Raw genomic sequence first — 21,527 nt, 5'->3', positions numbered from 1 at the left:
ATAAGCAACGCGCCATCAGGCAATGTGCGCCGGGCCGCCTGATGGCGCTTCGCTTATCAGGCCTACATGACTACGGAGAGTTAGTTCTCAGGCTGTACCCATGGCGTACCGAGCGCCGAGCCTTGCACACCGTACTTGTTAAGGTACTTATCCAGTTCGACCATCCCGGTCCAGCGGTTTTCACACCATAGCGGTGCCAACAGCGTTGGGCGACGCGCGCTGGCGGAAATTCGATGATAAATCACCTCTGGCGGCGTATGACGGATCATCTCCCCGGCGGTAACCGTATAGTCGTCCAGTTCAATTCCGTTCAGCCGCCCGGCTTCCCAGGCTTTCGCCATCGTACTGCCTTTCACAATATGCAGCGGGTGCAGCTTAATACCGTCAACACCCGTCTCCACTACACGTTCCATGGTTTGCAGGCATTCTGCCTGCCCTTCTCCCGGCAGACCGACAATCAGGTGCGAGCACACTTTCAGCCCACGCTCGCGTGCCAGTCGCGTAGTGCGTTGGTAGCAGGCAAAATCATGGCCGCGGTTAATACGATGCAGGGTTTTGTCATGCGCGGTTTGCAAACCGAGTTCCAGCCATACCTCATAGCCGAGGTCTTTATACTCGCAAAGCAGATCGAGTACCGCATCCGGCACGCAGTCGGGGCGCGTCCCAACGCATAACCCGACGATACTGGCCTGGCTAACAGCCTGCTGATACATCGAACGCAGCACCTGCACTTCAGCAAAGGTGCTGGTATAGGCCTGGAAATAGGCCAGATAGCGTTTCGCGCGATTGACCAGATGCGCCTGATGCTCAAGCTGCTCGGCAATAGAATGGTGCTGCTGTGCTTCATCGGCAAACGAGGCGACATTGCAGAAAGTACACCCGCCACGTCCGATGGTGCCATCACGATTTGGACAGCTAAAGCCGCCGTGAAGCGTGAGTTTATGAACCTTTTGCCCATAACGGCGAGAAAGATCCCCACCAAACATATTGACTAATTTCTGTAACTGCATAATCTGGTAGACCGCGCCTTGAAAAGAGGCCAAAGCCTGCCATTTTTTGCCCCAGTCGGCGATGACCTGGATCAATCGCCCTGGCGTGCCTTTATTCATTGCATAACAAATCAAAATAATCGAAATTTCATTCATTCAAAATGAAATTACTTTTCCTTATATCCGACTGTTTTTTTTATCTTCTTATACTCTCAGCATAAAAACAGTATCTTTAAGACGCCAAAACTCTAAAAACCAGCATAAAATGCCAAGCATAGCGATAAACAAAGGGAGGACGGGGGATATACAGCCTTTCTGACAGTGAGACAGATCACACTTCGATCTCCATTCTCCTTGCGTTAAATCAATGTAAAAAAGCCTTAAATTTCAACATATTCATAAAGTTAATCGCCCTATAGCACATTTTTGCATAAATAAGATTGCCATTTGACCTGTGTGTGGATTCCCGATAACGTGGAAATCCGCTGGAAGCTTTCTGGATGAGCAGTCTGCTCATCATATTTATGCAGTAATTGAGATTCCCTCTGAAGCAAGTCCTCAAACTTGTTTGACCTATGCGAAAAGGATAAAGAGGGCGAATGCGAGGTAAGCGTATGACACGCAAACCCCGTCGCCATGCTCTTGGTGTGCCCGTGCGCAACGGTCCAGATGGGAATCCCGCAGAGCCTGGGGAGGTTCACTGATATGTTGTACGATAAATCCCTTGAGAGGGATAACTGTGGTTTCGGCCTGATCGCCCACATAGAAGGCGAACCTAGCCACAAGGTAGTGCGTACCGCCATACACGCACTGGCCCGCATGCAGCACCGTGGCGCAATTCTAGCCGATGGTAAAACCGGCGATGGTTGCGGTTTGCTGTTACAAAAACCTGACCGCTTTTTCCGCATCGTGGCGCAAGAGCGCGGCTGGCGTTTAGCTAAAAACTATGCCGTCGGCATGATCTTTTTAAATAAAGACGCTGAACTGGCTGCGGCTTCTCGTCGCATTGTCGAAGAAGAATTACAGCAGGAGACCCTGTCGATTGTCGGCTGGCGCGACGTGCCGACCAACGAAGGTGTTCTCGGTGAAATCGCCCTCTCCTCCCTGCCTCGTATCGAGCAAATTTTTGTCAACGCCCCTGCGGGCTGGCGTCCGCGTGATATGGAGCGCCGCCTGTTCATCGCGCGCCGTCGCATCGAAAAACGCCTCCAGGACGATAAAGACTTCTACGTGTGTAGCTTGTCGAACCTGGTCAATATCTATAAAGGTCTGTGTATGCCGGCGGATCTGCCGCGCTTTTACCTGGACCTGGCGGACCTGCGTCTGGAATCGGCCATCTGCCTGTTCCACCAGCGCTTCTCCACCAATACCGTACCGCGCTGGCCGCTGGCGCAACCGTTCCGCTACCTGGCGCATAACGGTGAAATCAACACCATCACCGGCAACCGCCAGTGGGCACGCGCACGTACCTATAAATTCCAGACACCGCTGATCCCTGACCTGCACGACGCCGCACCGTTCGTTAACGAAACCGGCTCCGACTCCAGCTCAATGGATAACATGCTGGAACTGCTGCTGGCTGGCGGGATGGACATTATTCGCGCCATGCGTTTACTGGTGCCGCCGGCCTGGCAGAACAACCCGGATATGGACCCGGAGCTGCGCGCGTTCTTTGACTTTAACTCCATGCACATGGAGCCGTGGGATGGCCCGGCGGGCATTGTTATGTCCGACGGCCGCTTTGCCGCCTGTAACCTTGACCGTAACGGCCTGCGTCCGGCGCGCTACGTCATCACCAAAGACAAGCTGATTACCTGCGCCTCTGAAGTTGGGATCTGGGATTATCAGCCGGATGAAGTCGTCGAGAAAGGTCGCGTCGGCCCTGGCGAGCTGATGGTTATCGATACCCGCAGCGGGCGCATTCTGCACTCCGCCGAAACCGATGACGATCTGAAAAGCCGTCATCCGTACAAAGAGTGGATGGAGAAGAACGTCCGCCGTCTGGTGCCGTTCGAAGACCTCGCAGACGATCAGGTCGGCAGCCGCGAACTGGACGATGACACGCTCGCCAGCTATCAGAAACAGTTTAACTACAGCGCCGAAGAGCTGGATTCCGTGATCCGCGTGCTCGGTGAAAACGGTCAGGAAGCGGTCGGCTCAATGGGTGATGATACCCCGTTTGCGGTGCTCTCAAGCCAGCCGCGCATCATTTATGACTACTTCCGCCAGCAGTTCGCGCAGGTGACTAACCCGCCGATCGACCCGCTGCGTGAAGCGCACGTTATGTCGCTGGCCACCAGCATCGGTCGTGAGATGAACGTCTTCTGCGAAGCCGAAGGTCAGGCACACCGCCTGAGCTTTAAATCGCCGATCCTGCTGTACTCCGATTTTACCCAGCTCACCACCATGAAAGAGGAGCATTACCGCGCCGACCGCCTGGATATCACCTTCGACGTGACCGAAACCACGCTCGAAGAGACCGTCAAAGCATTGTGCGATAAGGCGGAACAGATGGTGCGTAACGGTACTGTGCTGCTGGTGCTCTCTGACCGTAACATCGCGAAAAACCGCCTGCCGGTTCCTGCACCGATGGCCGTAGGCGCAGTGCAAACGCGTCTGGTAGAACAAAGTCTGCGTTGCGACGCCAACATCATCGTTGAAACCGCCAGTGCCCGCGACCCGCACCATTTTGCTGTCCTGCTTGGCTTTGGCGCGACGGCCATTTATCCGTATCTCGCGTATGAAACGCTGGGACGACTGATCGACACTCAGGCGATTGCCAAAGATTACCGGACCGTGATGCTGAACTACCGTAACGGCATCAACAAAGGTCTGTACAAAATCATGTCCAAAATGGGCATCTCGACCATTGCCTCTTACCGCTGCTCGAAGCTGTTTGAAGCCGTTGGTCTGCACGATGATGTCGTGGCGCTGTGCTTCCAGGGCGTGGTCAGCCGCATCAGCGGCGCAGGGTTTAGCGACTTCCAGCAGGATCTGCTGAACCTCTCCAAACATGCATGGCTGGCACGTAAACCTATCAACCAGGGCGGTTTGCTCAAATACGTCCACGGCGGCGAATACCATGCCTACAACCCGGACGTGGTGCGCACGCTGCAACAGGCGGTACAAAGCGGCGAGTACAGCGACTATCAGGAATATGCCAAGCTGGTCAATGAGCGTCCGGCGGCCACGCTGCGCGATCTGCTGGCGATTACGCCTGGCGATGAAGCCGTAAGCATTAGCGAAGTAGAACCCGCGACCGAACTGTTTAAACGCTTTGATACCGCAGCTATGTCCATCGGCGCATTAAGCCCCGAAGCACACGAAGCGCTGGCCGAAGCCATGAACAGCATCGGCGGCAACTCGAACTCCGGTGAAGGCGGTGAAGACCCGGCGCGCTATGGCACCAATAAAGTGTCGCGCATTAAGCAGGTTGCTTCCGGTCGCTTTGGCGTAACCCCGGCGTATCTGGTCAACGCCGATGTCATCCAGATTAAAGTCGCTCAGGGCGCGAAACCTGGCGAAGGCGGTCAGTTACCGGGTGATAAAGTCACCCCGTACATCGCCAAACTGCGCTATTCGGTACCGGGCGTGACGCTGATCTCCCCGCCGCCGCACCACGATATTTACTCTATCGAAGACTTAGCGCAGCTGATTTTCGACCTCAAACAGGTCAACCCGAAAGCGATGATCTCCGTGAAGCTGGTTTCCGAACCAGGCGTTGGCACCATCGCCACAGGCGTGGCGAAAGCCTATGCGGACCTGATCACCATTGCTGGCTACGATGGCGGTACCGGCGCAAGCCCGCTCTCCTCGGTGAAATATGCGGGCTGCCCGTGGGAACTCGGTTTGGTGGAAACCCAGCAGGCGCTGGTCGCTAACGGTCTGCGTCACAAGATTCGTCTGCAGGTTGATGGCGGTCTGAAAACCGGTGTCGATATCATTAAAGCGGCGATTCTGGGTGCGGAAAGCTTCGGCTTCGGTACCGGTCCAATGGTGGCGCTGGGCTGTAAATACCTGCGTATTTGCCACCTGAACAACTGCGCAACCGGCGTGGCGACTCAGGATGACAAACTGCGTAAGAATCACTATCACGGCCTGCCGTTCAAAGTGACTAACTACTTTGAATTTATCGCCCGCGAAGTCCGTGAGCTGATGGCGCAACTGGGTGTGAAGCGTCTGGTGGATCTGATTGGTCGTACCGACCTGCTCAAAGAGCTGGAAGGGTTTACCGCCAAGCAACAGAAACTGGAACTGTCTCGTCTGCTGGAAACCGCCGAACCGCATCCGGGTAAAGCGCTGCATTGCACCGAGAACAACCCGCCGTTTGATAACGGCGTGCTGAACGCTCAGTTGTTACAGCAAGCGAAACCGTTTGTCGACGAGCGCCAGAGCAAAACCTTCTGGTTCGATATCCGCAACACCGACCGTTCTGTTGGCGCGTCGCTGTCGGGCTATATCGCGCAAACGCATGGCGATCAGGGGCTGGCGTCTGACCCAATCAAAGCGCACTTCAGCGGTACCGCAGGCCAGAGCTTCGGCGTGTGGAACGCGGGTGGCGTGGAGTTGTATCTGACCGGTGATGCCAACGACTATGTCGGTAAAGGTATGGCGGGCGGTCTGCTGGCAGTGCGTCCTCCGGTTGGCTCTGCCTTCCGTAGCCATGAGGCGAGCATCATTGGTAACACCTGTCTGTATGGCGCCACCGGTGGCCGCCTGTTTGCCGCGGGTCGTGCAGGTGAGCGCTTTGCAGTACGTAACTCCGGCGCAATCACCGTGGTTGAAGGTATTGGCGACAACGGCTGCGAATATATGACCGGCGGCATCGTCTGTATTCTCGGAAAAACGGGCGTCAATTTCGGAGCGGGTATGACGGGTGGATTCGCCTACGTGCTCGACGAAGACGGTGAGTTCCGCAAACGCGTGAACCCGGAACTGGTAGAAGTGCTGAACGTGGACTCGCTGGCTATCCACGAGGAACACCTGCGCGGTTTGATTACCGAGCACGTACAGCATACCGGCTCTTCACATGGCGAAGAGATCCTGGCTAACTGGCCAGCATTCTCGGCGAAATTCGCGCTGGTAAAACCAAAATCCAGTGATGTGAAAGCACTGTTGGGTCACCGTAGTCGTAGCGCAGCAGAGCTGCGTGTGCAGGCGCAGTAAGGGGTAGCAGCAATGAGTCAGAACGTATACCAATTTATCGACCTGCAGCGCGTTGATCCGCCTAAGAAGCCGCTGAAGATCCGTAAGATCGAGTTTATCGAGATCTACGAGCCGTTTTCCGAAGGCCAGGCCAAAGCACAGGCAGACCGCTGCCTGTCCTGCGGTAACCCGTACTGCGAGTGGAAGTGTCCGGTGCATAACTACATCCCGAACTGGCTGAAACTGGCGAACGAGGGGCGTATTTTTGAAGCGGCAGAACTGTCGCACCAGACCAACACTCTGCCGGAAGTCTGTGGCCGCGTGTGCCCGCAGGATCGTCTGTGTGAAGGATCCTGTACGCTGAACGATGAGTTCGGCGCGGTGACTATCGGTAACATCGAGCGCTATATCAACGATAAAGCATTCGAAATGGGCTGGCGCCCGGATATGACCGGCGTGCGTCAAACCGACAAGCGCGTGGCGATCATCGGTGCCGGTCCGGCAGGCCTGGCCTGTGCTGATGTGCTGACCCGCAACGGCGTGAAGGCGGTGGTATTTGACCGCCACCCGGAAATCGGCGGTCTGCTGACCTTCGGTATTCCAGCCTTCAAACTGGAAAAAGAGGTGATGACCCGCCGTCGTGAAATCTTCACCGATATGGGCATTGAGTTCAAATTGAACGTGGAAGTGGGCCGCGATGTACAGCTTGACGATCTGCTGAAAGATTATGACGCCGTGTTCCTTGGCGTAGGTACCTATCAGTCGATGCGCGGTGGGCTGGAAAACGAAGACGCTTCCGGTGTATTTGATGCCCTGCCGTTCCTGATCGCCAATACCAAACAGTTGATGGGCTTTGGCGAAAGCAGCGACGAGCCGTACATCAGCATGGAAGGCAAACGCGTCGTCGTTCTCGGCGGTGGCGATACCGCGATGGACTGCGTGCGGACCTCGGTTCGCCAGAACGCAGCACATGTCATCTGCGCTTATCGTCGTGACGAAGAGAACATGCCGGGTTCCAAACGCGAAGTGAAAAATGCGCGTGAAGAAGGCGTCGAATTCCAGTTCAACGTCCAGCCTTTAGGCGTGGAAGTGAACGCCAACGGTAAGGTATGCGGTGTGAAAATGGCGCGTACCGAAATGGGTGAACCGGATGCGAAGGGCCGTCGCCGTGCGGAGATCGTCGCCGGTTCCGAACACGTTGTTCCGGCAGATGCGGTGGTACTGGCGTTTGGCTTCCGTCCGCACAGTATGGAGTGGCTGGCAAAACACAGCGTCGAACTGGATTCTCAGGGCCGCATTATTGCTCCAGAGCGCAGCGACAACGCCTTCCAGACCAGCAACCCGAAAATCTTCGCCGGTGGCGACATCGTGCGCGGTTCGGATCTGGTAGTCACCGCGATTGCCGAAGGTCGTAAAGCGGCAGACGGTATCCTGAACTACCTGGAAGTGTAATACAGCCTCTTAAGGCATCTCATCTGCCCGGGTGGGTGAGATGCCAAATTCCTGCCGCAATACCGCCAAACCTGCCGATTAAGCCAGTCTGACAACACGTTTAGTAAACAGGGCAAATAACCTTAACACCCCAAACAGATCAACATCATGAATAATAACCATGTAAAAATCAGACGAAAACGTTTGCTTTACGTTGAGAACTGTATATTATGCGGCGGATTTTTTGGGCAAAATTCATGGAGGCGTTGTGTCGCAAGACAACAATTATAGCCAGGGCCCCGTCCCTCTGGCGGCGCGAAAAGGCGTAGTTCCACTAACATTTGTCATGTTGGGACTCACATTCTTTTCCGCCAGTATGTGGACCGGTGGCACACTCGGTACCGGTCTTTCTTATAATGATTTCTTCCTGGCAGTTCTCTTCGGTAATCTTCTCCTCGGTATTTACACTGCATTTCTCGGTTTTATCGGCGCAAAAACAGGGCTCTCAACCCACCTTCTGGCGCGTTACTCATTTGGTGTGAAAGGTTCATGGCTTCCCTCTCTGCTGTTAGGCGGCACACAGGTAGGCTGGTTTGGCGTTGGTGTGGCCATGTTTGCTATCCCGGTTGGCAAAGCGACGGGAATTGACGTCAATATCCTGATTGCGGTTTCCGGTCTGTTGATGACCCTGACCATCTTTTTTGGCATCTCAGCGCTGACCGTTTTATCTATCATCGCCGTGCCTGCCATCGTCGTACTTGGCAGCTACTCCGTCTGGCTGGCAGTGAGCGATGTCGGTGGTTTGGAGCATTTAAAAGCGATAGTGCCACAAACGCCGCTGGATTTCTCCACCGCACTGGCGCTGGTAGTCGGCTCGTTTGTCAGCGCAGGGACGTTAACCGCTGACTTCGTCCGTTTTGGCCGCAACGCCAAAGGCGCGGTGCTGATCGCCATGGTGGCGTTTTTCCTTGGCAACTCCTTGATGTTCATCTTCGGCGCTGCGGGCGCGGCTGCGGTTGGACAGGCGGATATCTCTGACGTGATGATTGCCCAGGGACTGCTGCTGCCCGCGATCATCGTTCTCGGCCTGAATATCTGGACCACCAACGATAATGCGCTGTACGCATCGGGCCTGGGATTTGCCAATATTACCGGCCTTTCCAGCCGTACGCTGTCAGTGGCTAACGGTATTATTGGCACACTGTGCGCACTGTGGCTTTACAATAACTTTGTCGGCTGGCTGACATTTCTGTCGGCAGCGATTCCCCCGATTGGCGGGGTGATCATCGCCGACTATCTGCTGAACCATCGCCGCTATGCCGACTTCAGCAAAGCGCAATTTATTTCCGTAAACTGGATAGCGATCCTGTCCGTTGCACTGGGCATTGCCGCAGGTCACTATATTCCCGGCATCGTGCCCGTCAATGCCGTACTTGGCGGCGTATTCAGCTATATCCTGCTGAATCCACTTTTCAATCGCAGCCTTGCTAAATCCCCGGAGGTCAGCCATGCAGAATAATAACATCACCATTCATCAGGCGCGTTTACAGGGACGTGAAGGGTTATGGCAAATCACGATTGAAAACGGGCGCTTTAGCCGTATTGAGCCTCAAGACGCAGCGACGTTACCACAGGGTGAAGTGCTTGATGCTGAAGGCGGTCTGGCTATCCCACCGTTCGTTGAGCCACATATCCATCTGGACACTACACAAACCGCGGGCGAGCCGAGCTGGAATCAGTCTGGTACGCTGTTTGAGGGCATTGAACGCTGGGCTGAACGTAAGGCAATGCTCACTCACGAAGACGTCAAAGCGCGCGCCATGCAGACCCTGAAGTGGCAGATGGCCAACGGCATCCAGTATGTCCGTACCCACGTTGACGTTTCCGACCCAACGTTGACGGCGCTAAAAGCCATGCTGGAGGTGAAGCAAGAAGTCGCTCCGTGGGTAGAGCTACAGATTGTCGCGTTCCCGCAAGAAGGCATTCTTTCTTATCCCAACGGTGAAGCGCTCCTGGAGGAAGCCGTGCGTCTGGGCGCCGACGTCATTGGCGCGATCCCGCACTTTGAATTCACGCGTGAATATGGCGTAGAGTCGCTGCATAAGATTTTCGCTCTGGCGCAAAAATACGACAAACTTATCGACGTGCACTGTGACGAAATCGATGATGAGCAATCCCGCTTTGTTGAAACCGTTGCAGCGCTGGCGCATCGCTACAATATGGGCGAGCGCGTGACCGCCAGCCATACCACGGCGATGCATTCCTACAACGGCGCGTATGCTTCCCGTCTTTTCCGCCTGTTGAAAATGTCCGGCATTAACTTTGTCGCAAATCCACTGGTGAATATTCACCTGCAAGGGCGCTTTGACACTTATCCTAAGCGTCGTGGTGTTACGCGCGTCAAAGAGATGCTGGAAGCGGAGATCAACGTCTGCTTCGGTCATGATGACGTCTTCGATCCGTGGTATCCGCTGGGCACTGCGAATATGCTGCAGGTGCTGCATATGGGATTACACGTGTGCCAGCTGATGGGATACGGACAAATTAACGATGGGTTGAACCTGGTCACCACCCACAGCGCGAAAACCCTGCATCTGCAGGACTACGGTCTGAACGTGGGGAATTCTGCGAATCTGGTGATTTTGCCTGCAGAAAATGGGTTTGACGCGGTTCGTCGCCAGACGCCTGCCCGTTATTCCATTCGTCATGGTCGAGTCATTGCCGAGACGGTCCCAAGCCAAACCACACTGCATCTGACGCAGCCAGAAACGGTGACGTTTAAGCGCTAAGTCGTTACATTCCATGTCGGATGGCGTTAGCCCTGCCATCCGACACAGTCTCTCATTCTCAAGCTTGTAATAAGCTGGCGCGGACTTTGATCACCACCTTTTTGATGTCCATCGGGGTCTGCACCACACAACCCGGTTTATGCGGCTCGCCCGGCATAAAAATCACAAATTTTCCCGGCTTCAGTACCATAGCCTGTTCATCGGCAATCTGGCTGCACAGCTGATAATCATCCTCGATGTGCATCTCTTCGCAGTGACGAGCAGAATCGGTCATCCCGAACAGAATCCGTTCTTCGCCGGACAACAGCATCTGAATATCAATGTACTGCTGATGCAGCTCCGCTTTCTTATGCTCTGGGCTCTGCGTTGTAAATTGCATGACATTCATAAAAATATTCTCGCCCTGCAACGTGTAGCGCCCAGGCGTTTTCTCCTGCGGATTCGCCGCAATGGCAAGCGTTAACGCCTGCTGCAAGACCGGATGTAATCCGGCAGAAGGCAGTGAATTCAACGCATCTGATATCATCATCATTCTCCCTGGACCAACAGCGCGGCCCCCAGTAATCCAGCGTCATGACGGCAATGCGCCGCCAGCAATTCAACGTGATAGGCCAAAGGCTCTTGTGCCAGATAATGTTCCACCAGCGCCAGATACCCTTCAGCCAGCCCAACGCTGCCGCCAATGACCACGCACTGACAATCGGTCGTGGCCTTCACATCGGCAACAAGCCTTGCCAAAGCACGCGCTGAGCGATGGATCAACCGGCTTGCCTGCTCATCCCCCTGCCCGGCACGGCTAAAAATAGTTTTGGCGTCGCATCCGGCAAGCGCGCCTTCGGCAGCCGCCGCTATTCCACGACCGGATGCGATCGCCTCAACGCAGCCCACACGCCCGCAGCCGCAAACAGGCCCATGCGGATCGGCCAGCGTATGTCCCAGATGCCCAGCCAAACCGCCAACTCCGGTCAGCAGTTTCCCACCGCTGACGACTCCCCCGCCAACGCCTGTGGAGACGGTAATAAACACCAGATCGCGGTACTCACCACCAAGCGCATGGTACTCAGCCCACGCCGCTGCCTGTGCGTCATTGACGGCCAGCGTCGGCAGGCCGGTGATTTGTTCCAGCGTTTGTGTCAGCGGAAAATGCATCAATCCGCCGAGGTTATGCGGATTCAGCGCCAGTAAAGCCCCCTCACGGATAATCCCCGTCGAGGCGATCGCCACCCGATTAGCACGCCCCTGTAGCGGGGCAACCAGTGTTTGTAACGCGGCGCGCAGCGCTTGCGGCGTTTTACTGGCAGGCGTCGGCAGTTCACGCCGCTCGCGGACTTGCAGATTGTTGTCTATCAGCGCGGCAGCCAATTTGGTGCCGCCAATATCAATCGCCAATGTGGTCATGACGCCGCCTCATGCATCGTGGTGGCGCTCTGTAGCTCAAAGAACGACATATTCTTCCCTTACGGCTATTGCCCGGTTCAGCACCGGGCAACTGGATTAACTTTTGGATTTCACCATAGTGCTTTTGTCACCGCCGAACGGCACGGCACCGCTAAACGGTCGACCATCAATGGCATCATGCGTACGCAACGCTTCAGGACGCAGCCAGCGCTGTACACGGGACGGCATATCAAGACCAATCAGCAGGATCACTACAAATGTCAGGCCGAAAGAGAGCGATCCCAGCGCGGTACCCAGATCCAGACGTTGGGCAATCAGCGCGCCGATGATCGGTGCCAGAGCCCCGCCCAGTGCGCCTACGTTATAGGTGAAGCCCAGTCCCGCCGCACGCTGATCGGTATCGAAATAGCCGCCAATCAGTTTTGGTAAGATCCCGGAGATCCCCTGGCCGAGCATTTGTTGGAAAAACAGCAGCAAACCCAGTACCCAGACGTTTGAACCGCCTATCGCAAACACCGGAATAATCAGCAACTGCGAGGCCAGCAGACTGCAGACATAGGCTTTACGCGTGCCCAGCCAGTCACCAAGAAAACCGCCGACGCAACACCCAACCGCCGCACCAAAACCGCTAAAGAAGAGCACTCTGGCCACCGTGGAAGGATCGTACAGCAGTTCCGTTTTCAGATAGGTTGGCAACAGCGCCTGAATCGGCCACGAGTACAGGAAGGCGAATAGCACGACCACCATCAGCATCACGCCCGTCGGCCAGCGTTTCCCGCTGCTTTGCACCATAAAGCTAATGAAGATAAAGGCGCATATCAGTCCCAGGACCGCCACGATAGCCGCATTTTGCAGGTTGCCAGCAAAGCAGAACCACAACGCGGTTGCAGCGGCGAGCGTCATCAGAATATTAATTACCCGATGCTCGCCCCGGTAGAGAATGTCCACCATCGTGCGCACTGGCGCTTTGCCTTCGTGTTTCTCTTTCCAGTCTTCCGCTTCCGGAATATTTTTACGTAGCCAGAGGGCGAAGATAATTGGCAGGATGCCGATGAAGAACAACGCGCGCCATCCCCAGACCGGGACCACTAGACTGTAGACCTGGGCGGCGATCACGGCACCAACGGAAAAGCCGGAAATCAGGAAACCACTGGCTTTGTTTCGCAGGTGTTTAGGCCAACTTTCAATAACATAGGTTGCGCTGGAGCCATACTCACCGGCCATTCCCATACCGATAACCAGGCGGGCGATAAACATGGTGGTGTAGCCCGGCGCAAAGCCGCAGGCCAGCGTCCCTACGGAGAACAGAATGATGCTGGTGACCATCGCCAGGCGGCGTCCGTAACGGTCGCCCATTGCCCCCAGCATTAACCCGCCAAACCAACGGGAGATAAAGGCGGCCGAGATCAGGCTGGCGGCCTGCACCGTCGTCAGTCCGAATTCGCCCTGCACTTCTGTCAGCACCAGGGCGATTAACACAAAATCGAAACCATCAAGCAAATATCCCAGCCAGGCGGCGGAAAATGCCCGCCATTGTGCCCGATTGAGATGGCGATACCACGGGATGCTTTGGGTAGAAGTACTCATTTTACTCTCCCGACGATTTTTGTTGTTGTGCCGGGTGGTGGCTTTGCCTTACCCGGCCTACGGTCGAAAATCCAGGCCGGGCAAGCGAAACGCCCCCGGCGACCCGTGATTACGCCTTTTCCGCCAGCAGTTGGTTTGCCAGCGCTTTCAGTTCCGGCAGATAGTGTTCATCTACCGGGGCAAAGGGTTTACGGCACAGTGGGACAGAAACCACATCCATATAGTGCAGTACCGTTTTCAGGCCGCGGAACACGCCAACCTTAATAAGCAGATCGATAACTTTATTGCACTCGGTTTGCAGCTTTTGCGCCGTGCGGATGTCACCTTCTTTGAGCGCTTTCACAATTCCCTGATAGCGCCACCCCATGATGTTGTAAGTGCTACCGATACCGCCATCTGCGCCCGCAAGCAGTCCGGAAGCAAAGATCTCGTCATAGCCGTTATAAAGCACCAGATCGGGATGAGCGCGGCGGATCTGTTCCATCTGATAGAGATCGCCCGAAGTTTGCTTCAGTGCGCCAACGCCTGGCAGCGTTACCAGCGTGTTGATCTGATCCAGCGTCAGTTTTACGCCGCTCAGCGCCGGAATGTTATAGACCACCATCGGTAAACCATCAGCGGAATCAATAATTGCGCGGTAGTGATCGCAATGTTCTTCAAAGCTGAACGGATAGTAAAACGGTGTAACGGCCGAAACGGCATCAAAGCCGTAACGATGTGCCGCACTCGCCAGCTGTTGGCTCTCTTCAGTACTCACCGTGCCAACATGGGCGATCAGCGTCACCTTGCCTTTCGCCTCTTCGGCAACAATTTCCAGTACCTGCTCTCTTTCAACGCGGTTTTGGACAAAGGCCTCACCCGTTGAGCCACCGACATAGAGCCCGTCTACACCCTGACCAATGTTGAAACGCACCAGGCGGCGCAAACTCTCGATGTCCAGTCTCTGTTGGTTATCGAATGGGGTTAACAACGCTGGCATTACGCCTTTTAAATCTCTTGCCATAACGACCTCTGACGATGATTAGTGTTATCTAACTGCATACCTTTATACCTGTTATACCAGATCAAATAAGCAGCAATACAATACAGAACGCTTATAGTGCGATCTACTTCACTAAACACTTCATCCTTCGAGCCGCCTCTGCGTTAGCTGCGTTCGCTCCCCCCTGTCACATAGTTATCTATGCTCCAGGGAACTCGCTCTCTTGCCGCCTTGATGCAACTTGAATGATTTTGTGTTTAAACGATCGTCGGGATCGCGATCACTTACGCAATTTTTTACTTTTGCTGAAGGCGTGCCAGGTCGCGGAAACGCTATTGAGATGTTCTTGCAGTGCGCGGTCAGCTTCTTCAGGATCGCGCTGGCGAATTGCGTCGACAATAGCGATATGCTGCTGATAACTCACGTTGTTGTGCTCATACAACTCTTGATCGGCGACGGTCGGACGGGCGGCAATCAGCCAATCTAACAGCGCAACATGGATAGCCATAAAGATAGGATTGCCCGGGATCTCAGCCAGTACACGGTGAAAATCAACGTCCGAGCGGATGAACAACGTATTGTCATCGAGCGACTGGCTGTTGATCTCCAGTGCTTTAGCCAGTCTGTCGATTTGCTCATCTGTCGCATGTTCGGCGGCGTATCGTACCAGGCTGGATTCAAAGAACAGTCGCAACTGCTCGAAGTGGGCAATGCCACCGGGATGTGCGAGGAAATCTTTCGCCATACCAGACAGCTCGCTGATGATGGTATCAGCTGAAGGACGCGAAACGCGGGCGCGCTCGCCGTTGTTGATTTGTACCAGACCTTTGCGTTTTAACGCGGCCAGCGCTTCTCGTACAGAAGGACGGCCCACGTTAAAGAAGGCCATCAGCTCCCGCTCAGACGGCAACTGTTCGCCCTCGCCAAATTCCCGACGACGAATCATCTGCTCCAGTTCTTCTTCAACCATTTCAGACAGTTTTTTACGCGCCAACGGGCGATTGCGTAAGCTACGGCCAATGGTGGATGGAGAGTCTTCAGCTTGCGAATCAAATGCGTTCATAGGGTCCATTCAGCTAAGTCGTGGTGACAAACAACAGCGGGTTTATCCTAACACAGGATCGAAAGCAGGGTGAAATGATGGACGATTTGATCCGGCTGGCCTATTGATAATATACGTAACAGCAATATTATTTTAAGCGAGTATCTTCTGCCTCATTTTAATTGAATGGAGTTAAACACCTTCATGAAAATTATGAATATGAACGTGATAATTTATCATAACCTTCTATTTTATAACGATAAATAATTACATCATCGAATTAAAAATAAGATATTCACTCCATAAAAAATGCCCAGAAAAATATAACATCCGTTTTGACAACAGCGTTATTACCGGATTTATCTTCTTCTCTGGCATGGAGTGAAACAATGTTCGGCATCATTATCTCTGTCATCGTTTTATTAACGATGGGTTACCTGATCCTCAAAAACTACAAACCGCAGGTCGTGCTGGCCGCCGCCGGGATCTTCCTGATGATCTGCGGCGTCTGGCTGGGCTACGGCGCGTTGGTCGCTAACGACAAAAGCAGTGGCTATCTACTGGTCGATATTTACAATGAAATTTTGCGTATGCTCTCCAACCGCGCGGCCGGACTGGGGTTATCAATCATGGCGGTGGGCGGTTATGCCCGTTATATGGACAGAATGGGGGCCAGCAGAGCGATGGTTAGCCTGTTAAGTCGCCCGCTCAAGCTAATCCGTTCACCCTATGTAGTGCTTGCCGCCACCTATGTGATTGGTCAGATCATGGCGCAGTTCATTACCAGCGCATCCGGGTTAGGTATGTTGCTGATGGTGACGCTGTTCCCAACGCTGGTTAGTCTTGGCGTAAGCCGTTTATCCGCTGTTGCGGTCATTGCCACTTCGATGTCGATTGAGTGGGGCATTCTGGAAACCAACTCTATTTTTGCCGCGCAGGTCGCGGGCATGAAAATCGCCACCTATTTCTTTCAATACCAGTTGCCCGTCGCGTCGTGTGTCATTGTCGCCGTCGCCATTGCGCATTTTTTCGTTCAGCGTCAATTTGATAAAAAAGCCGCACCGGAAAGTAACGGATTTGCGGAACAAAAGACGCTGGAAAACGTACCCCCGCTCTATTACGCCATTTTGCCGGTGATGCCGCTGATCCTGATGCTGGGCTCGCTTGCCCTTGCACAAATGGGGCTAATGAAAGCAGAGTTGAATCTGGTGGTGGTAATGTTGATGAGCATGACGCTGACTATGTTTGTTGAATTCCTGCATAAACATAATTTGCGCGAAACGATGGATGATGTGCAGGCTTTTTTTGACGGCATGGGGACACAGTTTGCCAACGTTGTCACCCTGGTGGTCGCCGGTGAAATCTTTGCGAAAGGGTTGACGACTATCGGGACAGTCGATGCCGTAATAAAAGGCGCAGAGCATTCCGGTCTTGGCGGTATCGGCGTGATGATCATCATGGCGGTGGTCATCGCCGCCTGCGCAATCGTCATGGGGTCAGGCAACGCGCCGTTTATGTCTTTTGCCAGCCTCATTCCGGATATTGCCGCCGGGCTGCATATTCCTGCGGTAGTAATGATTATGCCGATGCATTTTGCCACTACGCTTGCCCGCGCGGTGTCACCCATAACCGCTGTAATTGTCGTGACATCGGGTATTGCCGGCGTATCGCCCTTTGAAGTGGTAAAACGTACAGCAATCCCGATGGCAGTAGGATTTGTGGTGAATATGGTAGCCACCATCGCGCTGTTTTATTGATACCAAAGCCAGAAAACAGAACAGGCCCCAAAGGGCCTGTTTTTCATTTCACTACTTATTTCACTACGCGCAGTGCTGGACGCCCACCGCGAGGCGGTGGCGGAGTATCATCCGGATCGTTGTCGTCGCCATTATCAGGTTTATCGCCATCAATGACCGACATGACCGTTTCACTCTCAAAACCAGACGTATCGTTGTCGTCATCATTTAAGCTGGCAACATCTTCGTCGTAGGCGGCTTCCGGTTCAAACATCGTACCGGCGCCATTTTCACGTGCATAAATTGCCAGAACGGCAGCCAACGGCACAGACACCTGACGCGGCACACCACCGAAGCGCGCGTTAAAGCGCACTTCATCGTTAGCCAGTTCCAGGTTGCCCACCGCACGCGGTGCAATATTCAGAACAATTTGCCCGTCACGCGCATATTCCATTGGAACCTGCACGTCCTGGAGCGTCACATCCACCACCAGATGCGGCGTGAGCTGGTTGTCCAGCAACCACTCATAGAACGCGCGCAGCAGATACGGACGGCGTGGTGTTAGCTGTGGCAAATCCATACAGGTTAACCCCGGCCCAGACGCATTTCACGTTCAGGCTCAGTCAGAGAAGCCAGGAAAGAGTCACGTTCGAAGACGCGAGTCATGTACCCTTTCAGTTCTTTCGAACCTGCACCGTTGAATTCAATACCCAGCTGCGGTAAACGCCACAGCAGCGGCGCCAGGTAGCAGTCTACCAGGCTGAACTCATCGCTCAGGAAGTAAGGTTTCTGGCCAAATACTGGCGCGATTGCCAGCAGTTCTTCGCGCAGACGCTTACGCGCGACTTCGGCTTCAGATGCAGAACCGTTCACGATGACGTTCATCAGCGTGTACCAGTCTTTTTCAATACGCTGCATGTACAGGCGGCTTTCACCACGCGCAACCGGGTAAACCGGCATCAGCGGCGGATGCGGGAAGCGCTCATCCAGGTATTCCATAATGATGCGAGATTCCCACAGGGTCAGCTCACGATCCACCAGTGTCGGTACGCTCTGATTCGGGTTGAGGTCGATCAGATCCTGAGGTGGATTGTCCTTCTCCACATGCTCAATCTCGAAACTAACACCTTTCTCAGCCAGCACAATGCGGACCTGATGGCTATAGATGTCAGTAGGACCAGAAAACAGCGTCATTACCGAACGTTTGTTGGCAGCGACAGCCATGAAAACCTCCAGGTATATTCAGAATTTTTACTGCTACCAGCCACTCAGTGGCCAGCCAGAAGTGATGTCACCCAGACTCGGGAAAGTCATTACTGTTCAAAATACAAACAAAAAATGAACGATACCGGACATTTGGGCAGAAAATTGGATGATAGTTTACCAGATTTTGTGACCTTTGTGGTGAGTCGATTCTTGAAATGGGGAAAAAGAGGTGGCAATCAGCGGATTACCGTGGATCTGAGGCGATAAATAACGATAAAAAAACCCGCCGAAGCGGGTTTTTTCGCAAATTGTCGTCTGCCGAAGCAGAGTACAATTAACGTTTGGAGAACTGAGGACGACGACGTGCTTTACGCAGACCGACTTTCTTACGTTCAACCTGACGAGCATCACGAGTAACGAAGCCAGCTTTACGCAGTTCGCCACGCAGGGATTCGTCGTACTCCATCAGAGCGCGGGTGATACCGTGACGGATCGCACCAGCCTGACCAGAGATACCACCACCTTTAACAGTGATGTACAGATCCAGTTTCTCAACCATGTCGACCAGTTCCAGCGGCTGACGAACTACCATGCGGGCAGTTTCACGACCGAAGTACTGTTCCAGAGAACGTTGGTTGATTACGATTTTACCACTGCCCGGTTTGATGAAAACGCGAGCTGCGGAACTTTTGCGGCGACCAGTGCCGTAGTATTGATTTTCAGCCATTGCCTATAATCCCGATTAGATGTCAAGAACTTGCGGTTGCTGTGCCGCGTGGTTGTGCTCGTTGCCAGCGTAAACTTTCAGTTTACGGAACATAGCACGACCCAGCGGGCCTTTTGGCAGCATGCCTTTAACCGCGATTTCAAGCACACGCTCAGGACGGCGAGCAATCATCTCTTCAAAGGTCGCTTGTTTGATACCACCGATGTGGCCGGTGTGGTGATAGTACACTTTGTCAGTACGCTTGTTGCCGGTTACAGCAACTTTGTCAGCGTTCAGAACGATGATGTAATCACCGGTATCTACGTGCGGAGTGTATTCCGCTTTGTGCTTACCGCGCAGGCGCAGAGCCAGTTCGGAAGCCAGACGGCCCAGAGTTTTACCGGTCGCGTCAACAACATACCAGTCGCGTTTTACGGTTTCTGGTTTAGCTGTAAAAGTTTTCATTAAAAGCTTACCCAAATAAATAAGTTACACGTTGGTGAACACCCAAACGTTTTGTCAGTTGAGGTTCACACGACATTGTCCAGCAAACCTACCCCTTCGAATAGCCTATGCCGGCGCATAGAAAGTTTTGGGAAAAAAACTCTCTCGTAACGTGGGGTCGCAAGATTATAGAGAAGTCAGGGTCAAAGATCGACCCCTTTATGTGATTTGCGGCAGGTTTAACCGGCTAAATGTTCCCGCTTCAGATACTCTTCGCTTTGCATCTCCTGCAAACGCGACAAACAACGCTGAAATTCAAACTTCAGACGCTCGCCCTGATAAATTTCATAGAGGGGTGATGCCGCACTGACCACCAGCTTGACGTGGCGTTCGTAGAACTCATCCACCAATGCGATAAAGCGTCGCGCTTCACTCTCCATCAGCGGGGTCATGACCGGCACATCAGACAACAGCACCGTGTGAAACAGACGCGACAGCGCAATGTAGTCATGCTGACTCCGGGCATCAACGCAGAGCGTGGTAAACGACACCGCCAGCGTTTGGTTTTCGACGGCCAGCGTCTGCATCGGACGATGATTAATCTCCAGCGTTGGCGCATGTTCACCTTTGGTTCCCGCTAATGCCAGCCAGAGTTTATCCATCTGCTGGCGGGTTTCCTCATTCAATGGCGACAACCACAAATGCGCCTGCGTTAAGGTGCGCAGACGATAATCGACGCCGGCATCGACATTCATGATGTCACAATGCTGTTTGATGGCATCAATGGCAGGAAGAAAACGGGAGCGTTGCAAACCGTTACGATATAGCTCATCTGGCGGAATATTGGAGGTCGCCACCAGCGTAATACCGCGGGCAAACAGCGCTTTCATCAGGCCGCCGAGCAGCATGGCGTCGGTGATATCGGAAACAAAAAATTCGTCAAAGCACAGCACGTCCGTTTCGGCCTTAAAGCGGTCGGCGATGATTTCCAGCGGATCGCTCTGCCCCTGTAAAGCAGTAAGCTCTTCATGGACGCGCAGCATAAAACGGTGGAAGTGCAAACGCTGTTTACGTTCGCCCGGCAGGCTATGGTAGAACAGATCCATCAGCCAGGTTTTTCCGCGCCCAACTCCGCCCCACATATATAAACCACGCACCGGCGCGTTGATCGGTGACTCACGCTTGCCCAGCAACTTACCAAAACGCGCCATCAGTCCACTCTCCTGCGGCGCAGGACGTGCTGGCGTTGTAAGCGCCTGGAAAATTGTTTCCAGTCGATTCACGGCTTCGAGTTGTACGTTGTCGGGTTGATGACTGCCGTCGTTGAGGGCTTGCTGGTAACGCGATGTAGGGGAAAAGCTTTGCATGATGTTATTGTTATTCCTTGAGAATCGATGTGCCGTCGCTCACGGTTGACGAAAAAAAGGCCGTTCTACATTACGTGATATAAACACGGGATTCCACTTCTACGGGATTAGCGGTTATAGTGGCATAATCAGGCGCAGGCATGGAGCCTAAAGCCAACACCCTACGGAAACACAAGACAACGGGAGATGTTCATGACCTGGGAATATGCGCTAATTGGGTTAGTCGTCGGTATCATTATTGGTGCTGTAGCCATGCGTTTTGGTAATCGTAAATTACGCCAACAGCAGGCATTGCAGTACGAACTGGAAAAAAATAAAGCTGAGCTGGAAGAGTACCGCGAAGAGCTGGTGAGCCACTTTGCCCGCAGCGCTGAATTGCTGGATAACATGGCGGACGATTATCGTCAGATTTACCAGCACATGGCGAAAAGCTCCAGCAACCTGCTGCCGGGTATGTCGCCGGAAAACAACCCGTTCCGTAACCGTCTGGCAGAGTCTGAAGCAGGCAACGATCAGGCGCCGGTTCAGATGCCACGTGACTATTCTGAAGGGGCATCCGGCCTGCTGCGTAGCGGCGCAAAGCGCGACTAACCGCACATCGTTAAGAAATTTATTGGGCGCAGCAATTGCGCCCTCCGCTTCTCTTCCTGTCCCAGCTATTATTTAGTCGTTAGCCGCATTGTGACCTAACCGAAAATTCAATAA

General features: G+C 53.7%; 17 protein-coding genes. 6 read left to right on the top strand and 11 right to left on the bottom strand.

Annotated elements, in window-relative coordinates; all coding sequences use genetic code 11:
- Positions 1-80: 80 nt before the first annotated feature.
- On the bottom strand, positions 81-1,010 hold the full coding sequence (locus GHC22_RS02405) for a TIGR01212 family radical SAM protein (RefSeq protein WP_103014945.1): 930 nt from the start codon (positions 1,008-1,010) through the stop codon (positions 81-83).
- 684 nt (positions 1,011-1,694) lie between these two features.
- Here GHC22_RS02405 and gltB point away from each other — a divergent pair.
- The 4 genes from gltB (at position 1,695) to GHC22_RS02385 (ending at position 10,354) form a co-directional block, all read left to right on the top strand.
- Complete coding sequence (gene gltB / locus GHC22_RS02400) at positions 1,695-6,155, top strand: glutamate synthase large subunit (RefSeq protein WP_125362924.1); 4,461 nt, start codon at positions 1,695-1,697, stop codon at positions 6,153-6,155.
- Between the two features lie 12 nt (positions 6,156-6,167).
- Positions 6,168-7,586, top strand: a complete 1,419-nt coding sequence (locus tag GHC22_RS02395) for a glutamate synthase small subunit (protein ID WP_032945128.1) — start codon at positions 6,168-6,170, stop codon at positions 7,584-7,586.
- A gap of 247 nt (positions 7,587-7,833) precedes the next feature.
- Positions 7,834-9,084, top strand: a complete 1,251-nt coding sequence (gene codB / locus GHC22_RS02390) for a cytosine permease (protein WP_032945130.1) — start codon at positions 7,834-7,836, stop codon at positions 9,082-9,084.
- Entirely contained in the window at positions 9,074-10,354 is a 1,281-nt protein-coding gene (locus GHC22_RS02385) for a cytosine deaminase (protein WP_032945132.1), read from the top strand. The genes codB and GHC22_RS02385 overlap by 11 nt, the downstream gene beginning before the upstream one ends.
- A 58-nt stretch (positions 10,355-10,412) precedes the next feature.
- On the opposite strand, the gene nanQ is transcribed toward GHC22_RS02385, so the two are convergent.
- From nanQ to nanR, 5 genes are all read right to left on the bottom strand, one after another.
- On the bottom strand, positions 10,413-10,880 hold the full coding sequence (gene nanQ / locus GHC22_RS02380; RefSeq protein WP_057067638.1) for an N-acetylneuraminate anomerase: 468 nt from the start codon (positions 10,878-10,880) through the stop codon (positions 10,413-10,415).
- A gap of 2 nt (positions 10,881-10,882) precedes the next feature.
- Positions 10,883-11,752, bottom strand: coding sequence for an N-acetylmannosamine kinase (gene nanK, locus GHC22_RS02375; RefSeq protein WP_153752140.1), 870 nt, complete (start codon positions 11,750-11,752; stop codon positions 10,883-10,885).
- 96 nt (positions 11,753-11,848) lie between these two features.
- On the bottom strand, positions 11,849-13,339 hold the full coding sequence (nanT, locus tag GHC22_RS02370; RefSeq protein WP_048215451.1) for a sialic acid transporter NanT: 1,491 nt from the start codon (positions 13,337-13,339) through the stop codon (positions 11,849-11,851).
- A gap of 109 nt (positions 13,340-13,448) precedes the next feature.
- Positions 13,449-14,342: an N-acetylneuraminate lyase gene (gene nanA / locus GHC22_RS02365; protein WP_003828793.1), complete on the bottom strand. Its 894-nt coding sequence runs from the start codon at positions 14,340-14,342 to the stop codon at positions 13,449-13,451.
- Between the two features lie 259 nt (positions 14,343-14,601).
- Positions 14,602-15,393, bottom strand: a complete 792-nt coding sequence (gene nanR, locus GHC22_RS02360; RefSeq protein WP_008785946.1) for a transcriptional regulator NanR — start codon at positions 15,391-15,393, stop codon at positions 14,602-14,604.
- 359 nt (positions 15,394-15,752) lie between these two features.
- Between nanR and dcuC the strand changes: the two genes are divergently transcribed.
- Entirely contained in the window at positions 15,753-17,120 is a 1,368-nt protein-coding gene (gene dcuC / locus GHC22_RS02355) for an anaerobic C4-dicarboxylate transporter DcuC (protein WP_060683127.1), read from the top strand.
- A gap of 55 nt (positions 17,121-17,175) precedes the next feature.
- On the opposite strand, the gene sspB is transcribed toward dcuC, so the two are convergent.
- From sspB to zapE, 5 genes are all read right to left on the bottom strand, one after another.
- Positions 17,176-17,679, bottom strand: coding sequence for a ClpXP protease specificity-enhancing factor (sspB, locus tag GHC22_RS02350; RefSeq protein ID WP_032945142.1), 504 nt, complete (start codon positions 17,677-17,679; stop codon positions 17,176-17,178).
- A gap of 5 nt (positions 17,680-17,684) precedes the next feature.
- Complete coding sequence (gene sspA / locus GHC22_RS02345) at positions 17,685-18,323, bottom strand: stringent starvation protein SspA (protein WP_003025132.1); 639 nt, start codon at positions 18,321-18,323, stop codon at positions 17,685-17,687.
- Between the two features lie 316 nt (positions 18,324-18,639).
- A complete protein-coding gene (gene rpsI, locus GHC22_RS02340; protein WP_003025138.1) occupies positions 18,640-19,032 on the bottom strand; it encodes a 30S ribosomal protein S9 in 393 nt (130 codons plus the stop codon).
- A 15-nt stretch (positions 19,033-19,047) separates the two neighbouring features.
- On the bottom strand, positions 19,048-19,476 hold the full coding sequence (rplM, locus tag GHC22_RS02335) for a 50S ribosomal protein L13 (protein ID WP_003025141.1): 429 nt from the start codon (positions 19,474-19,476) through the stop codon (positions 19,048-19,050).
- 218 nt (positions 19,477-19,694) lie between these two features.
- Positions 19,695-20,822 carry a cell division protein ZapE gene (gene zapE / locus GHC22_RS02330; protein WP_103284666.1) on the bottom strand — a complete coding sequence of 376 codons (1,128 nt, stop codon included), beginning with the start codon at positions 20,820-20,822 and terminating at the stop codon, positions 19,695-19,697.
- Between the two features lie 192 nt (positions 20,823-21,014).
- Here zapE and zapG point away from each other — a divergent pair, with 192 nt between their 5' ends.
- On the top strand, positions 21,015-21,413 hold the full coding sequence (zapG, locus tag GHC22_RS02325; protein WP_003025147.1) for a Z-ring associated protein ZapG: 399 nt from the start codon (positions 21,015-21,017) through the stop codon (positions 21,411-21,413).
- Positions 21,414-21,527 lie beyond the last annotated feature (114 nt).

The organism is Citrobacter sp. H12-3-2, assembly GCF_009649895.1.
GTDB classification, from domain to species: Bacteria; Pseudomonadota; Gammaproteobacteria; order Enterobacterales; family Enterobacteriaceae; genus Citrobacter; species Citrobacter portucalensis.
Note: the sequence above shows the minus strand (reverse complement) of the source record. Positions and strands in the feature narration are given on the sequence as shown.

Bases quoted from the DNA above. Each gene is read 5' to 3' on its own strand.
- GHC22_RS02405 (WP_103014945.1), bottom strand. From the start codon at position 1,010: ATGCAGTTACAGAAATTAGTCAATATGTTTGGTGGGGATCTTTCTCGC.
- gltB (WP_125362924.1), top strand. From the start codon at position 1,695: ATGTTGTACGATAAATCCCTTGAGAGGGATAACTGTGGTTTCGGCCTG.
- GHC22_RS02395 (WP_032945128.1), top strand. From the start codon at position 6,168: ATGAGTCAGAACGTATACCAATTTATCGACCTGCAGCGCGTTGATCCG.
- GHC22_RS02385 (WP_032945132.1), top strand. From the start codon at position 9,074: ATGCAGAATAATAACATCACCATTCATCAGGCGCGTTTACAGGGACGT.
- nanQ (WP_057067638.1), bottom strand. From the start codon at position 10,880: ATGATATCAGATGCGTTGAATTCACTGCCTTCTGCCGGATTACATCCG.
- nanK (WP_153752140.1), bottom strand. From the start codon at position 11,752: ATGACCACATTGGCGATTGATATTGGCGGCACCAAATTGGCTGCCGCG.
- nanT (WP_048215451.1), bottom strand. From the start codon at position 13,339: ATGAGTACTTCTACCCAAAGCATCCCGTGGTATCGCCATCTCAATCGG.
- nanA (WP_003828793.1), bottom strand. From the start codon at position 14,342: ATGGCAAGAGATTTAAAAGGCGTAATGCCAGCGTTGTTAACCCCATTC.
- nanR (WP_008785946.1), bottom strand. From the start codon at position 15,393: ATGGACCCTATGAACGCATTTGATTCGCAAGCTGAAGACTCTCCATCC.
- dcuC (WP_060683127.1), top strand. From the start codon at position 15,753: ATGTTCGGCATCATTATCTCTGTCATCGTTTTATTAACGATGGGTTAC.
- sspB (WP_032945142.1), bottom strand. From the start codon at position 17,679: ATGGATTTGCCACAGCTAACACCACGCCGTCCGTATCTGCTGCGCGCG.
- sspA (WP_003025132.1), bottom strand. From the start codon at position 18,323: ATGGCTGTCGCTGCCAACAAACGTTCGGTAATGACGCTGTTTTCTGGT.
- rpsI (WP_003025138.1), bottom strand. From the start codon at position 19,032: ATGGCTGAAAATCAATACTACGGCACTGGTCGCCGCAAAAGTTCCGCA.
- rplM (WP_003025141.1), bottom strand. From the start codon at position 19,476: ATGAAAACTTTTACAGCTAAACCAGAAACCGTAAAACGCGACTGGTAT.
- zapE (WP_103284666.1), bottom strand. From the start codon at position 20,822: ATGCAAAGCTTTTCCCCTACATCGCGTTACCAGCAAGCCCTCAACGAC.
- zapG (WP_003025147.1), top strand. From the start codon at position 21,015: ATGACCTGGGAATATGCGCTAATTGGGTTAGTCGTCGGTATCATTATT.